The organism is Gemmata palustris (assembly GCF_017939745.1).
Lineage (GTDB): Bacteria > Planctomycetota > Planctomycetia > Gemmatales > Gemmataceae > Gemmata > Gemmata palustris.
Window position 1 is genome coordinate 864,035 of sequence record NZ_JAGKQQ010000001.1, and the last position, 13,973, is coordinate 878,007.

General features: G+C 62.2%; 17 protein-coding genes. 6 read left to right on the forward strand and 11 right to left on the reverse strand.

Going from position 1 to position 13,973, the window contains the following annotated elements:
- Positions 1–114: 114 nt before the first annotated feature.
- From J8F10_RS40210 to J8F10_RS03465, 3 genes are all read right to left on the reverse strand, one after another.
- Positions 115–522 (reverse strand): IS1 family transposase, encoded by a 408-nt coding sequence (locus tag J8F10_RS40210; protein WP_210652489.1) that lies wholly within the window; start codon positions 520–522, stop codon positions 115–117.
- A complete protein-coding gene (locus tag J8F10_RS40215) occupies positions 519–788 on the reverse strand; it encodes an IS1 family transposase (protein ID WP_210652490.1) in 270 nt (89 codons plus the stop codon). Before J8F10_RS40215 ends, J8F10_RS40210 begins: the two co-directional genes overlap by 4 nt.
- 368 nt (positions 789–1,156) lie before the next feature.
- Positions 1,157–2,311, reverse strand: coding sequence for a DNA cytosine methyltransferase (locus J8F10_RS03465; RefSeq protein WP_246523894.1), 1,155 nt, complete (start codon positions 2,309–2,311; stop codon positions 1,157–1,159).
- Positions 2,312–2,595: 284 nt separating this feature from the next.
- Here J8F10_RS03465 and dapA point away from each other — a divergent pair, with 284 nt between their 5' ends.
- The 3 genes from dapA (at position 2,596) to J8F10_RS03480 (ending at position 5,434) form a co-directional block, all read left to right on the forward strand.
- Positions 2,596–3,483 carry a 4-hydroxy-tetrahydrodipicolinate synthase gene (gene dapA / locus J8F10_RS03470; protein WP_210652492.1) on the forward strand — a complete coding sequence of 296 codons (888 nt, stop codon included), beginning with the start codon at positions 2,596–2,598 and terminating at the stop codon, positions 3,481–3,483.
- A 409-nt stretch (positions 3,484–3,892) separates the two neighbouring features.
- Positions 3,893–4,273 (forward strand): RNA recognition motif domain-containing protein, encoded by a 381-nt coding sequence (locus tag J8F10_RS03475; protein ID WP_210652493.1) that lies wholly within the window; start codon positions 3,893–3,895, stop codon positions 4,271–4,273.
- A 159-nt stretch (positions 4,274–4,432) separates the two neighbouring features.
- Positions 4,433–5,434 carry an acyl-CoA desaturase gene (locus J8F10_RS03480; protein ID WP_246522837.1) on the forward strand — a complete coding sequence of 334 codons (1,002 nt, stop codon included), beginning with the start codon at positions 4,433–4,435 and terminating at the stop codon, positions 5,432–5,434.
- Between the two features lie 60 nt (positions 5,435–5,494).
- Here the strand turns inward: J8F10_RS03480 and J8F10_RS03485 are convergent, their stop codons facing one another.
- Positions 5,495–5,728, reverse strand: coding sequence for a hypothetical protein (locus J8F10_RS03485; RefSeq protein ID WP_210652495.1), 234 nt, complete (start codon positions 5,726–5,728; stop codon positions 5,495–5,497).
- Positions 5,729–7,185: 1,457 nt separating this feature from the next.
- Between J8F10_RS03485 and J8F10_RS03490 the strand changes: the two genes are divergently transcribed.
- Positions 7,186–8,520 carry a tyrosine-type recombinase/integrase gene (locus tag J8F10_RS03490; protein ID WP_210652496.1) on the forward strand — a complete coding sequence of 445 codons (1,335 nt, stop codon included), beginning with the start codon at positions 7,186–7,188 and terminating at the stop codon, positions 8,518–8,520.
- Between the two features lie 6 nt (positions 8,521–8,526).
- On the opposite strand, the gene J8F10_RS03495 is transcribed toward J8F10_RS03490, so the two are convergent.
- The 7 genes from J8F10_RS03495 to J8F10_RS03525 all read right to left on the reverse strand — a co-directional run bounded on the left by J8F10_RS03495 (position 8,527) and on the right by J8F10_RS03525 (position 11,893).
- Positions 8,527–8,724: a hypothetical protein gene (locus J8F10_RS03495; RefSeq protein ID WP_210652497.1), complete on the reverse strand. Its 198-nt coding sequence runs from the start codon at positions 8,722–8,724 to the stop codon at positions 8,527–8,529.
- 30 nt (positions 8,725–8,754) lie between these two features.
- Positions 8,755–8,946, reverse strand: coding sequence for a hypothetical protein (locus tag J8F10_RS03500; protein WP_210652498.1), 192 nt, complete (start codon positions 8,944–8,946; stop codon positions 8,755–8,757).
- A 79-nt stretch (positions 8,947–9,025) separates the two neighbouring features.
- On the reverse strand, positions 9,026–9,355 hold the full coding sequence (locus J8F10_RS03505) for a hypothetical protein (RefSeq protein WP_210652499.1): 330 nt from the start codon (positions 9,353–9,355) through the stop codon (positions 9,026–9,028).
- Between the two features lie 145 nt (positions 9,356–9,500).
- Positions 9,501–9,920 carry a hypothetical protein gene (locus tag J8F10_RS03510; RefSeq protein WP_210652500.1) on the reverse strand — a complete coding sequence of 140 codons (420 nt, stop codon included), beginning with the start codon at positions 9,918–9,920 and terminating at the stop codon, positions 9,501–9,503.
- Positions 9,917–10,102: a hypothetical protein gene (locus J8F10_RS03515; RefSeq protein ID WP_210652501.1), complete on the reverse strand. Its 186-nt coding sequence runs from the start codon at positions 10,100–10,102 to the stop codon at positions 9,917–9,919. The genes J8F10_RS03510 and J8F10_RS03515 overlap by 4 nt, the downstream gene beginning before the upstream one ends.
- Positions 10,103–10,261: 159 nt before the next feature.
- Positions 10,262–10,507, reverse strand: coding sequence for a hypothetical protein (locus tag J8F10_RS03520; RefSeq protein ID WP_210652502.1), 246 nt, complete (start codon positions 10,505–10,507; stop codon positions 10,262–10,264).
- A 909-nt stretch (positions 10,508–11,416) separates the two neighbouring features.
- Complete coding sequence (locus J8F10_RS03525; protein ID WP_210652503.1) at positions 11,417–11,893, reverse strand: RNA polymerase sigma factor; 477 nt, start codon at positions 11,891–11,893, stop codon at positions 11,417–11,419.
- 451 nt (positions 11,894–12,344) lie between these two features.
- Between J8F10_RS03525 and J8F10_RS03530 the strand changes: the two genes are divergently transcribed.
- Positions 12,345–12,872, forward strand: a complete 528-nt coding sequence (locus J8F10_RS03530; RefSeq protein ID WP_210652504.1) for a helix-turn-helix domain-containing protein — start codon at positions 12,345–12,347, stop codon at positions 12,870–12,872.
- Between the two features lie 7 nt (positions 12,873–12,879).
- Positions 12,880–13,416: an IS630 family transposase gene (locus tag J8F10_RS03535; protein ID WP_210652505.1), complete on the forward strand. Its 537-nt coding sequence runs from the start codon at positions 12,880–12,882 to the stop codon at positions 13,414–13,416.
- The last annotated feature ends 557 nt before the right edge of the window (positions 13,417–13,973 follow it).

The following is a 13,973-nucleotide window of genomic DNA, read 5'->3' on the forward strand; positions in this document are numbered from 1 at the left end:
AACGGCTCACTGGTGCAGTAGTTCTCTGAGGGCGACTTGACCCCCAAATCCAAGTCCGGGAGATCGACACCACGCGCCGGGTTGATCTTGAGGTTCGGTAACCCGGTAGTGGCCCTAATGTCGGGATTCGTTGTACAGGCGTATGAAATACCACAAGGCGCCGAGGTGGTTCCTGGGGCACTTGGAGAACGTGAGAGTCTTGCGCACGAGTCGGGCGCATCGTTGTCTCAGGGTAAGCCAGAACCGTTCGATGTGGGCGGTGAGGCCCGTGTCCTTGCCCACGGGTCGATGCCGGGCGCGTGGGATCACGCCACGGTACGAGGCGAGGAAGTCGGTGTACACGGTGACCCCGGTCCGGTACCCGCGCGGGAGCGCGTCCCAGAGCCGTTGGGCCGTGGCTGCGGACCGGTCCCCGAGAACCATTGCGAGCACCCGCCGGGTGCCCAAGTCCAGGGCTACCCAGACCCAATGGACATCACCCTTGGAACCCACGAAGCTCCACAATTCGTCGGCCTCGATCACGACCGGGCCGCACTTTTTGGGGGCGGTCCCGGCTCGTGTGGGGTCTCCTGTCGATACAGCTCGTTGACGAACCCTTGGAGCCACGACCGGGACACCCCGACGGCCCGCGCGATGGCCCGGATTCCCATGCGCTCGGCCAACAGGCGCCGCACCAGATCCTTCGTGGCCTCCGGGACCGGTCCGGTCTTCGGGTCCGCAACGAACCGCCGGTCGCACCCCCGGCACCGGAACCCCGGAGTGCCCGAGTGGGTGAGACCGTTGCGCACCACATGGGTCGCACCGCACCGGGGGCACGGCGGAATCGGGGGACGAGGGGGTGTTGCGTCCAGCATCCCAACACTTTAGAGCAATCCCAACCGGTGGGCCACTACCCGGTAACCCTAACCCGGCAAGTGTGGTGGTTTCCAGCACGGCAACGAGGAGCATCTCCACCACACTGCCTATTGTCTTGCCATCGAGATTCGGCAAGGTAGCGTCACTCTTCAGCTTCTCATACCAGTGCGGAAGAAGTCCGCCGCGCCCAAGCCTCTTCAACACGGCTTCGACGACATCAAGATTCTTGCCACTCAGCGCAGCGTTTACGCCCGCAATGGCTGCATTGAGTTTGTCGCGGACGACGGCGCGGAGTTCTTCTTTAGTTGGCATCGTCAAAGAGGGTTGCGGGTTCTTTGCGGCGGGGTAATGCGTGCCGTGTAATACCGTCATCCGACAACCGGCTCAGCACCCATTCAACGAGCGGCGGCGGCACCGCGTTACCGAACAACTGGTACTGGTCATAAACCGACACTGCTTTGCAGTGTTCATCGGGGAAGCCTTGAATGCGTGCATACTCGATGTTCGTCAGCCGGCGGTAACGCTCACCGATCTTGTACCGTTCGTAGTGGCGGCTGGTTGTCGATGTCAGCGTCGGGGCAACACCGTTGGTGCCGAAGATGGTGTAGCCCATCCTTGCGCCGCCGCGTTGGTTGCTCAGGATTTCGACACCGTGAATGAAGCGGTTCACCGGATCATTTTCGTGGGCCCACTTCAGCGTTGCTTCGGTGAAGTCGAACTCGGCGGGCACGGTGTCTTGAAGCACGGCTGCCAGCCTCACCAGTGGACAGGCAGTCGTGAACTTCTCCAAATCCAACCCGAAGAACCGCCCGGCTGATGCCAGCCCCCAATCAGGGAACCGTGCCTTATGTTCGGGGATCGTGTTCCACGTCGCGGGTTCTGCGAGCCGGTCACGCTGTCGCCCTTTGATCGTGCTGAAGTCTTCGGGCAGTGCCAGCCGGATTCGAGGGTCTAGCTGTTCCCGCGTCTTCCTCACTCCCAAGATGACAACGCGCTCGCGGTTCTGTGGCAGCCCGAAGTGCATCGCGTTCAGCAGACGCCATTCGAGCGCGTAGTCGAGTTCCGCGAGCGAACCCAGGATGGTGGCGAAGTGGCCGCCGTTTTCCATCGTCAGCAGCCGCTTCACGTTTTCGAGAACGAAGAACTTCGGGCGGCGCATCTTCAGCACATCAACGATCAACTCGAAGAGCGTGCCCCTTGCGTCCCGCGTCCCTTCCTTCTTCCCGGCGCTGCTGAACGGCTGACACGGGAATCCACCGGTCAGCACGTCATGGTCCGGCACAACCGCTTTTAGTTCGGTGAAGTCACCTTGATGTAGTTCTTTCGGCCCGAAGCGGTCGTGGTAGACGATACACGCCTTCTCGCTACTGTCGTTCGCCCAGACGGTTTCCCAGCCCAAGCGGTCAGCAGCGATGCGGAACCCACCGATACCAGCGAAGAGTTCAACCGTTCGCATGACGTTCAAGATACCACCTAATCCGGTTGCACTGCCCCATATTGATTCGGTTAGACATCGGCACTCTGCTACTCCCAACTTCAACAGTTCTGGCTGCCGCCGGGGACACCCGTTCATTTCTCCCGTATCGGCCGAACGGCGGCAGCCACCGGCACGACTGAGTTGTCAAAGACAGTTCGGTCGTGTCAGTGAAGTCATTGAGTGAAATGTGAGCAAAAGAACAGTATACCCATCGCCTGGGCGCGGGCTAGGCAAACAACAACCCAACCGAACAGGTATCAGCCATGAAACTCGCAGGTATCATCCCGCCCGTCGTTACGCCGCTGACCGCGGACCAAGCCGTCGATCTCCCCGGCCTCCGCAAGCACATCGACCTGATGCTCGCGCGGGGCGTTCACGGAATCTTCGTACTCGGAACGACGGGCGAGTTCTACGCGCTCGACGAACACGAGAAGCAACAGATCGTCGCGGACGCGATCGCACACGTCGGGGGGCGGGCGCCCGTGTACGCGGGCACCGGCGCGGAGACCACGCGCGAAGTCATTCGACTCACGAAGATGGCGGAGAAGGAAGGGGCCGCGGGCGTGTCCGTTATCACGCCGTACTTCATCAAGCCCAACCAGGCCGAACTCTTCGATCACTTCCGCCGCGTCGCGGAGAGCACGTCGGTGCCCGTTGTGCTGTACAACAACCCGGCAACGTGCGGCGGGCTCAGCATCGAGCCCGAAACGGTCGCGAAGCTCGCCGAAGTGCCCAACATCATTGGGATCAAAGATTCGTCCGGCGACTTGCAGAACACAATCGAGATCATTCGCCAAACGCCGCGCGACACGTTCAGTGTTCTGAACGGGCGCGACACGCTCATCCTCGCCGCGCTTCAGGCCGGCGCACAAGGGGCGATACCGGCGTCGTGCAACATCGCGCCCGAACTGTGCGTGGGGATTTACGAGTCCTTTAGTAAGGGAGATGTCGAAGGCGCGAAGGTGTTTCAGTCGCGACTACACGGCGTGCGGATGGCAATGAGTTTGGGCACCGGTAACAGCGCCGTGAAAGAAGCGATGACGCTGTTGGGGCGCAGCGCCGGGCCGATGCGCGCCCCGGTTGCGCCGTTCGGTGACGCACAGAGGGCCAAACTGAAAGCCATTTTGGAAAAGGCCGGGCTACTTGGGTGATGTGGGACAATTTGGAGCGAGAAGTGAAATGGTCGCGGTCCATTAACGGAGGGTTCGCGAGGTTCGCGCGGGAATTGGTGCTTACCTAAATTACCTACGCGGTACCAGTGTAGTTCAGAAGCGGGGACGAAAGAATCTGCGAAAAATCCTAGCGCGGGGGGACATTCCTCTTGATAAAGTCTACCACAACCAACGGAGTTGTCCCGTTGACCGACGCCGAACGCTCGCTTCTCCCGCTCGAAGAGTCCTGGATCGATTATCGGAGGCGGCTCCGAAATGCCAGGATCGCCCGACAGGTGTGGCTAGCGGTGGTTCACCCACTTGCCAGTTCGTTCGTCCCCGCCGCGCGGTCCCGCGCGGGAAGTTGATCCAAGCAGCGGCCGGGGACCGGGCCGCGGGAGAGTTCGTTGTGGGTAAGAAATTGTACGTCGGCAACTTGAGTTGGGGCGTTACCGACTCGCAGCTGCAAGACATGTTCACCCCTTACGGGTCCGTCGTTTCGGCCCAGGTGATCATGGACCGCGACACCGGCCGCTCGAAGGGCTTCGGGTTCGTCGAGATGGGGACCGACCAGGAGGCGCAAGCCGCCATCACCGGGATGCACGGGCAGGTCATCGAGGGCCGCCCGCTGACGGTGAATGAAGCCCGTCCGAAGGAAGGTGGCGGTGGCGGCGGTGGTGGCGGCGGCCGTCGGGGTGGCGGCGGTGGTGGTTACGGCGGTGGCGGTGGTGGTTACGGCGGTGGCGGTGGTGGTTACGGCGGTGGCGGCGGCGGTGGCCGTCGCTACTAAAGTTCCGAATATAAGCTAAACTCTCTGTGGGGCGGCGAGTGTCGCCGCCCCTCGCCCTCCTTTTCAGGTGCTGGCGGCCGGGATTCTCGCTCCCGACGGCACGCGCCTGTCACTTTTAAGTCAGGAACCCTCAGCTTGCCTACTCTGTCAAGCACCAGCTTGCCTAGTGCCCCGCCCGCAACCGAACCGAACGAGTCGGTTCCCGAGGCCATCCTCCCGCCGCCGCAGCAGGTGTTTAGCACCGGCCGGAAGGTGTTGTCGTGGGTCACGACGTTCGTCGGCGTCTCGGTCCCCCTGGTGGGGTTGGCCGCGGGCATCGTTCTGGCGGTGGGCTGGGGCTACTTCGGGTGGGTCGATTTCGCGCTGTTGGTCGGCATGTACCTGATGTCCATGCTCGGCGTCACGGTCGGGTTCCACCGGCTCTTCACGCACCGCTCGTTTCAAACCGTGCGCCCGATCCAGGTTCTCTTCGGCGTGCTCGGGTCGATGTCCTTCCAGGGGCCGCTGCTCGACTGGGTCGGGCGGCACCGGCTCCACCACCAGCACAGCGACAAGGACGGCGACCCGCACTCCCCGTACCCGCACACCCGCGGGCTCAAGGGCTGGCTCCAGGGCTTCTGGCACTCGCACATCGGCTGGGCGTTTTCCCCCATGCCCGACGGCCTGGACCGTTACGCCGGGGACTGGCGCCGCGACCCGGTGATCCGCACGGTCAGCGCGCTGTTCCCGCTGTGGGCGCTCCTCGGCGTCCTGATCCCGGCCGCGATCGGGTACGCCTTCGGCGGGTGGCACGGTGCCCTCACCGGGTTCGTGTGGGGCGGGCTCGTTCGCATTCTGCTCGGGCACCACGCCACCTGGAGCGTGAACTCGATCTGCCACTTGTGGGGCAGCAAGCCCTACGCGGCCGGCGACGAGAGCCGCAACAACGTGCTGGTCGGTGTGGTGGCGCTGGGCGAGGGGTGGCACAACAACCACCACGCCTTTCCGTCGTCGGCCCGGCACGGGCTCCAGTGGTGGCAGTTCGACCTGAGCTGGCTGGTGATCCGGGGGCTGGCCCTCTGCGGGCTCGCGTGGCGGGTCCGGCTGCCCTCGCGCGGCGAACTCATCGCCCGTGCCGCGGACGGCGAACGCTCGATGCCCGCGACCGGGACCGCGTCGTAGTATCACGTGGCCGAATCACGATTTCCGAAGCCCCGCGGAGGTACCGCGGGGCTTTTGCGTTTAAACGCCCCCGTACTCGTCGGCTTTCTCTTTCCCCGCGGCGGACAGCCCGAAGGGCGACGCGCGCCCCCCATTGAGGCGCTCGAACCACTCGCAATTCAGTACCCGTTCGATCGCGTGTCGCGACGAACCCGTTTCGAGCGCGAGTTGCTGAATCGTGAGCGGTCCTCGACTCGACAGGATTCTCAGAACCGCCGCGCGGCGTTCCGTGAGAGTGGCAAATGGGTCGGGCATGGTGGGCGCTGGTCGGAACGGAAGGCGCGATCTTGCGGGAGATTCACCAATCCTAATACGAGAAAATGGAAATGTGAAGGAAACGAATTAGAAGAGTTGATTCGGGCACGGACTGTGAGACTCGTACCGAATCGGTGGCTACCCGATCTCCGCCGGTGAGCTTCGACCGGTGCCCGGAGCGCGTAGGCGTTTCTTGGTGTGGGGCAAACGGATGTGGAGGGGGATGGTTCGCGAAGGCGAACTCCCCGGCACGATCGCGCAGGGCGGTGGGGAGATTCCGAAATGAGCGCCGGCTCTGTACGTGGCGGAGCAACTGGGTACTGCGTCACCAAAGCCCGGGGCAGGATGCGTTCGATACTCAATTCGGACGAACTTACCGGTCGCGGGCCGGGAGTTCGAGGATCGCCGCGGGTGCTCTTCAGTGCTGCCCCACAGACCTCCAGCACGCGCACCGGTCTTGACCGGGGTAGGTCTCGGATCACGGGTCGAGCAACTTCGCAGCGTCGCCGGCCCACCCGTCAACCGCCCACTTCGCCGGTCGTATAGCCCGGCGAACGGCTCCTCTTTGCCTCGGTACCGACGCGCGTGCCGGGCCGCGTCCCGGATCTCGGTCGGGGTGCGGAGCGCGGGGCTGTCGTCGGACCAGATCGCCCCCTTTGCCTTCCGGGTCAGTTCGGCATCCGGGCGGGCGCTGTGTGGGGTAGAACACGGTTCACCGGGGGGCGAAGTCTCGGTGCGCCCCCGCACTCCCAATCCGGGGGCTTCCGCCCCGGTGAAGTAGTGGGGGGCACACGACCACCGTCCCGGAACTCGTTCTCCAGTGCCGAGCGATACTTGTCCAGTGCGCTGGTCGGCTTGACCCCGTGGAATTCACGCAGGCCGGGCACGCCACGGTGACGGAAAAGAGCTACATACCGCGCGCAATGAGGTGGACGATTGACCCTGAGCCGCGCGGACCAGAGTCACTTTCTGTGCGGTGGTTCGCGGGGTTCGTTGCTTGTGCCTTTACTCTGTAAACTTCGTTATCCTTCTGCCGCTTGGTATCTGCGGTCAATCTGGACGGCAGATCCGCTCTTGTGCTGGCACCTGCTGTCGCGGTCCGAGATAGGCGCGGGCGAAACTGACGACGAGCCAGGTGACAAACATGAGGGGTAGGGCGGGACAAAAAAGAACCGGCCGCAAACCCTTGTTTCGCTTGGGTTTGCGGCCGGTTTGTTGAGTGCGCGTTACTGGACTTGAACTAGTGACCCCCACAATGTCAATGTAGAAGAGGGTTTCCGAGCCACTTCCAGCCACATCGGGACATTGCCCGCCGTATCGCGTTATTTACTGCGATTTATAGCGTTTCGTAATGGTTCCCCTCTCGATTCACTCCGTCGGACCTCGTCACGCCGAGACACGTCGAGCATAATTCGGTGACAAACGGAGTGACAAACAAAAACGGAGGGCGGCACACCATGGCGACGCTGAAAAAGGTGGTCACTACGCATTGGGAGGACCGAACCGGAACGCGGGTGAAGCCCGGCACGCCCGGGGCCAAGAAGGTGCGGGTGGAGTCTGCGAAGTGGTACGTCGTCTACAAACACGAGGGGAAGCTGAACCGCGTGCCCGCGTACACCGACAAGGCCGCTTCTCAGAAGAAGCTGGCCGACATCGTGGCCGCCCTGGAGCGCGGGGACGCCAAGCTGACCGACCCGTTCAAGATCCACCTCGACCGGCCGCTCAGGGAGCACATCGGCGACTACCTCGAAGACGTCCGCCACGGTGGCACCTCCACCCAGTACCACGGCGCGGTGGCCGCCCGCCTTGCTCGCACCTTCGACGGCATCGGGGCGAAGACCCTCCGCGACGTGACGGCGGACAAGCTCAAGGCGTTCTTCCGGACGATGACCGACGCCCGCGTGAAGGAGGGGAGCGACCCGGTCCCCGTCAGCGTGACGACCAAGAGCGACCACCGGGCGGCGGTGTACACGTTCTTCCAGTGGCTCCGAAAGGGCCAGCGGCACCCCGAGAACGTCGTCGAGCGCGTCCCCCGTGCCGAGCCCCCAAAGGGTGAGCCGGTAGCCGCGCGCAAGCGGCGGGCACTCAAGACGGCCGACCTGCGGACCCTGATCCGCACGGCTGGCTCGTACCCGGTCGAATCGAGGAAGCTGAACCGCGGCGGCCGACCGAAGAGCGACGGCTCCCCACGTGCGGCGAGCACCACCAAGATGAAACCGGAAACAGTCGCCAAACTGGAGGAGCAGGGACGCGAGCGGCGGATGATGTACCTTCTGGCCACGTTCACCGGGTTGAGGCGGGGCGAGCTGTCGCGGGTGCAGGTGAAAGAGGTGAAGCTGAAGAAGGGGGTGATCGACCTGCCGGGGCTCAAGACGAAGAACGGCCGTCGGGCCGTCATCCCACTCGTGAAGAGATTGGTCACCGAGTTGAAGGCGTGGGTTGCCGAAAAGGACAGCGAAGCGCCGCTGATCGCCATTCCGGACCGGCACAACCTCCGACGGCCGCACCTGGCCCACCTCAAGATGGCGAACATCCCGTACCAAACGGACAAAGGCCATGCCGACTGGCACAGCCTCCGCAAGACGGTGAACACGTTCCTCCGCCGGCGAGAAGTCCCGCTCCGACAGCGGCAGCGGTTCCTGCGGCACTCGGCGGCCGATCTCGCCACACAGCGATACGACGACGAACGCACCGGCGACATGGCCGATGTGGTCCGGGAGCTGAGCCGCCTGTGGCGATTCGTGGTCGGCGGCGAGGCAGAGAGCAAGGACGCCCCATCCGATGCCGTGTGATGCTGTTCACGCCAGCCACAGTTTCGGCTGGCTGAACAATTTCTCCACGGCTGCTCGTTGAAAGCATGCCCGCTTCCGGATCTTCACCTCGCCAAGCGGGTTCTGCTTCTTCGCCCGCCAGATCGACCGCCACCGGTCGAGGGTGCGGGAGGAACAGCGGAGTATCGCGCAGGTCTCGGCTTTGGTCAGGAGCGTTTCAGTCACGGTGTCCCCAGGTGTGAGTTCGGTGAACGGTCAATTCGCGCTCGGCTCGGGCACCCACCCCGCAAGCCCGTCGCGGTAGGCCATGAACGCCGCTTCAAAGTACGCGACGATGCTATCCAGCCGTTCGGCCGGGGTCAGGTCAACCAGTTCCGGCCATCCATCGCAGAGGCAAAACGCCGATGCGTACATCACGTCCTCGGCGAGTCTCGAATCGAAGCTCATCGGAGTCTCCTTTTAGGCGCGTGGTGTCCTGGGCAGACGGCATGATGCCTCTGCTGGCGGGGTTCAGGTTGTCGGGCGGTTACGCGGTCTTCAGTTTTCGACTGGCTTCAACGCAAGCTTCGAGGAGCGCGTGGCAGGGATCGGCATCCCAGGTGTCAACGCCCTCACACAGCACACCGAAGCCGTTCTGATCGGGCGAGTAGTGCATCTCAATTCGGCATCCCGTCCGATCGCACCATTCGCGGACGGCACTCATCACAGCGCTCAGGTCGCCAAAGCGCAGGAAGCGAATTCCGCCTGGGGCGTTGAACCACATCAATTCCGTGAGGGATGTTCCTGAGAACTCCGCCTTCCGCCACTTGAGGCACTCTCGCGCGAAGTCGATGGCGATTTGCGCGAGCGGGGTCACGACTTCTTCCGCCTTCTGGTCCCGGGGCCGATCAACGACGGGCCGTGCTGAACGCTCACACCAGCTCCACCGCAACACGGGCAGTGCCAGTATTCCCGCAGCTTGAGGAACAGTAGGTAACCGGCTCCCTCGCAGACGCCGCAGATCATGCTGCCTCGCTTACTTTGTTCCGATATCGCTTCCCCGTTCCGGCTGCGGCCCGCCATTGGAGGCCGTGCTGAGAAATTTCAATTGCTTTTGCTCGAACGATGCGTGGCGAGTATCCGGCGTCAGAACAGAATTCCCGAAAATCACTCTGCTCGGCGAACAGCCAGGCCCATGCCCGGTTCCGTTCCGCAATCATCTCCGACTTCGTACCCCGGTAGCCGATATCAAGCAGGGCCTGAAGTATTTTGGCACGGGCAAGGGCAATGATGGACGCGCAGAGTGGATGCTCACTGACCAGCCGATTGATCGCCCGCTCTTCATCCCAGTAAAAGACCTCTCGGGCAGTGGAATGAACGCACTGGTTGGGCGAATACCCCTTTGCGTACCCGGTGGCGAGAACCGTAACCGTCGGTATCATGCCGCCTCGCCTTCTGGCTTCTCGGGACGCACAACTTCGCCGTCAGCGTCAAGCGGTGGTGTGGGCCAACCACGAGCCAACACCATGACCATTCGAATCAGACGCACGCACAAATAGTACGTGGAGCACAATGCCAGGAAGGCCAGAAAACAGTGGCTGTCGAAGAAGGTCCAGATGGTCACATTTGCCTCACTCTCTACCAGCTTTCCGCAGCAGACGCGACGGGTTGCAAGCGACAACGCCTGCTGCGGAAAAGTGGCACGAATGGGAAATGAACGTCGCTTGCATTCTCCGACCATGCCACACCTCGAGCGCTCGCGCAACAACTGATTGCAGGGGCGTCAGGCCTCTGACTTCATACCGAGCACCACTCTTAGCGCGTCGAGATCACCTCCCCGGCGTGCCAGATGTTTCACGACTTCCAAGAGTTGGCCGCCGCACTTTTCGGCCTCCACGCGGTAGGCCGGTAGTTGTTCCACCATGTCTTCCAGCGCGTTAGCCTCGACGTAACCTTTGACGACGCCTTCCACCCACTGATCTGCCGTGAGCGGCGCGGCCCCGCCGTAAGAAAGGCGGATCATGCCCACGGTTTTTCGCCCCCGGCGGGCGGTAAAGCGATACTCGCCGTGGGTATATGTACACACCCGGAACGACGGACTGGATCTGTGAACGGCTAGGTTTCTTGCAGCCAGTAAGCTGTGCAAACCGGATGTGCCCGAGGTAGTAACTTTCATTCCGGAAGGCCCACGGCCACGTGGCAGCGACAGATTCCCCGCGCCCTCGAGTCCCGCGCCGCCGGGCCAAAACCTCTACGGGCAGTCCGATCTCCGGTCCGATACGCGTCGCTTCCGCCGCGAACAAGGGGCCGTACCCTCCGTAACCCTTCTCGGTGCTACCCTTCAGTTGAAAGATCGACTGTTTCACGGTTTCTGCGAGCAGTAGGTCAGCAAGGAATCGTCTTGTGCCTTCGGCAGGCCAAGGATCGCGGACGATCCGAGCATCCGTCCCGAATGCGATTCGTTCGCTCAGCATGATGTCAATCGTCGCGCCGTAGCTGGTCGTCAGCCAGCACTGACTGAACCGCCGGGGGCACGTCCGCCCGACGCCGATGTGCGGGACGAGTAGCTGGCTGCCAAAGAATCGACTGTTGTACTCGTGGCAAAGCGAGTACAGCTGAGTCAGCAGTGGCTGGTACTGCTTCGCAGAGTGATTCCGCGCGAAGAACTCGAAGGCTTGGCGTTCCATCTCGGCCGGATCGGCAGGTGTCAGGTTTAAAGCTGACGGGTTCTGCCCACCAGCGATCAGCAGCGGGGACCTCCCCACGCTGCTGGATACTTCTGACATAACGTGGCTCCCTTGTCGTCTGCACAACGTGCAGCCGGTTGCTTGGTTAAATTTTGGTGGGTCTTGGAACGTTCTGGGCGAGTTGCGGCGAGTAGCTGCGAGGCTTCACCGATAGAGTGCCCCGGGCGGCAGAGGAATTGCGTTGCAGTTCGTTAGCTCGGCCCCAACCCTCGCGCGGTCATAGTGCTGCGGAGCATCTCGAGGGCTTGCTGGAGGCGTCGACAGACGGTGCTTGGCCGCACCCCACACGCACAGGCGGCTTCAATTCCAGTCTTCTCTTCGAGGTAGCAGATGACCACTACCACACGGAGATCTTCCGGGAGGGCTGCAACGGCTTCCCTTACGGCCCGGGCACAGTCTCGCTGCTCCACCTCTCTGGCCGAGTCGGCTTCGGCTAGCTCGACCCCGCAGAGATCGCACGTGTCGCACGCACGCTTCTTTCGAGCGATTTTGAATGCCCTCCGGCGAGCGGCGGTGACCTTCCATGCGAGCGTGTTGTTCGGTGGCTCTCCCTTGTGCATCAGAAGCGCAACCTCGGCATCTTGAGCGGCGTCTTCCTTGTCCTCGACAGGGAGGGTAATTCGCCTCAGTGAGCGCAAGAGCCCAGGGAGCGGGTCAGGCTCGTCCACCGGAAAACTCCGTAAGGGTACGCAGGTGCCTAGCGGCATCGCTCACAGAGCGGGCCGACGCCGTGCAAAAACTGTGGCTAGCTTTGTGACAACAAGGACGCAAACCGATGACTTCCAACCAAGCTTGGCTGTCGTTTGCAGCATGCGTCTGAGGCGGGCAAACTGAGGAAATGGTAAGCTTGCAGTGCGCCTCCGAAGCTGAATCTCAGGAAATGGCGAATGGGGTGCTGTTATACCGACTCATCCGTCATTTTTTCTGCGTTTTTCACCCTCGGTGATTTGCTCCAGCTTGGGTAAGGGGTGCATTCTTGATGTGTTGGCGAGATACTCCGCGCCAAATTGTTTCGATAATTATTCTCGGCGTCCCCTGAAGTGACACAAGTCGTCCTTGCGGGTCAGCGCTCGTCAGCAGAGGATAGGCCTGTCGCCGTAATCCGTATTCGGGAGGCCGATGATGCGCCCCACATATTCGTTTCCCGAGGCCGTGGTCGAAGCGATCGCGCGTGATCGGTATGGGCACCCGGACCCGCGCGTTCAGGAGCGCATGGAGATCCTTTGGCTCAAGAGCAAGAACCAGACCCACGGGTGCATCGCCGAGCTGGCCAATGTGTCGCGGTCCACGGTCCAGCGGGTGCTGCGGATCTTCGCGGTCAAAGGTCTGGACGGCGTCCGGTCGTTCGGTTGGAAAGGCCAGCCCAGCGCCCTGACGCCGCACCGGGCCACGATCGAAGAGGAGTTCCGCGCGCGTCCGCCGCACACGGCTCACGACGCGGCGCGGCGGATCGAGGAGCGGACCGGCGTCCGACGGAAGCCATCACGGGTCCGTAAGTTCCTGAAGGACGACCTGGGGATGAAGTGCCTGAAGGTGGCCCCAATCCCGGTCCCACCGAAGAAGACCGTCGTGGAACACGCCCGAACGCAGGCGGACTTTTTAAAAGGCGGAACTGGAACCGAAGCTGGCGCAGGCTCGGGGCGGTAACCGGACCGTGTATTTCGTAGACGCGTCGCACTTCGTGTTGGCGTCGTTCCTGGGGTGGGTGTGGTGCTTCGTGCGGCTGTATGTGCGGGCGGCGAGTGGCCGGCAGCGGTACAACGTGCTGGGCGCGCTCAACGCGGTCACGCACGAACTGGTGACGGAGATCAACACGACCTACATCACGGCGACCTCGGTGTGTGCGTTGCTCCGCACGATCGCGAACCGAGGGATGCCGATACCGGTCACGTTGGTGATGGACAACGCCCGGTACCAGCGGTGCGCGTTGGTGCAGGGCGCGGCCAAGGAGTTGGGTATCGAGTTGCTGTTCCTGCCGAGTTACTCGCCCAACCTGAACCTGATCGAGCGACTGTGGAAGTTCGTCAAGATGGAAGTTCTGAACAGCCGCCACCATCAGGATTTCAAAAAGTTTCAGGACGCCATCGACGGGTGCCTGGCTGATCTGACGACCAAACACCGCCAGAAGCTGGCCACTCTGTTGACGCACAACTTCCAGACCTGGGGCAATGTGTCACTCCTGAATGCGTAAAGCATAAATTACATAAACATACTGATCAAATGTACAAAATGTAGACATTTCGTTCCGAATCTACCGAATGAGCGTCTTTTGCAGCGTCTTTAAATCTAGGTGTCCACCGACGCTTTTTACTAGTCTGGCATACGTCACTGGTGACGCACTTCAGTGCATGTTGAAATGCTTCCCTACAGCTCTGAACTACGCTACAAATAAAATGCCCCCCAAGTCTTGGAAACCTGGAGGGCGGCACACAGTCTTTGGTGGAAGCCCTGTGTGGTATACCCCTTCCTTGTGCCACATCCGGCACTAAAGATCAACCAGTATATGAATGTTCCGCCCAAGGTAGCCCCTCCCTCTAAAAGGGGCGACGGCCTGCGGGTGTCTTCGCCATTTGGACTTCCGCACCGCTCACGTTGCCCTGCAGCGCGTGGGCAGAACCCGGCCACACGACGGTGACGACATTTTAGCCTGCTGGAGGCGACGTACCAGCACCGGCGCGGAGGCGCACCGCGAGAACAAACAGCGAGCCGGGGGATACGCAGGCGGCAGAGCAGGCATTCACACCGCAT

Coding starts and splice junctions, on each gene's coding strand:
- J8F10_RS03465 (WP_246523894.1), bottom strand. CDS start 2,311: ATGCGAACGGTTGAACTCTTCGCTGGTATCGGTGGGTTCCGCATCGCT.
- dapA (WP_210652492.1), top strand. CDS start 2,596: ATGAAACTCGCAGGTATCATCCCGCCCGTCGTTACGCCGCTGACCGCG.
- J8F10_RS03485 (WP_210652495.1), bottom strand. CDS start 5,728: ATGCCCGACCCATTTGCCACTCTCACGGAACGCCGCGCGGCGGTTCTG.
- J8F10_RS03490 (WP_210652496.1), top strand. CDS start 7,186: ATGGCGACGCTGAAAAAGGTGGTCACTACGCATTGGGAGGACCGAACC.
- J8F10_RS03500 (WP_210652498.1), bottom strand. CDS start 8,946: ATGAGCTTCGATTCGAGACTCGCCGAGGACGTGATGTACGCATCGGCG.
- J8F10_RS03510 (WP_210652500.1), bottom strand. CDS start 9,920: ATGATACCGACGGTTACGGTTCTCGCCACCGGGTACGCAAAGGGGTAT.
- J8F10_RS03530 (WP_210652504.1), top strand. CDS start 12,345: ATGATGCGCCCCACATATTCGTTTCCCGAGGCCGTGGTCGAAGCGATC.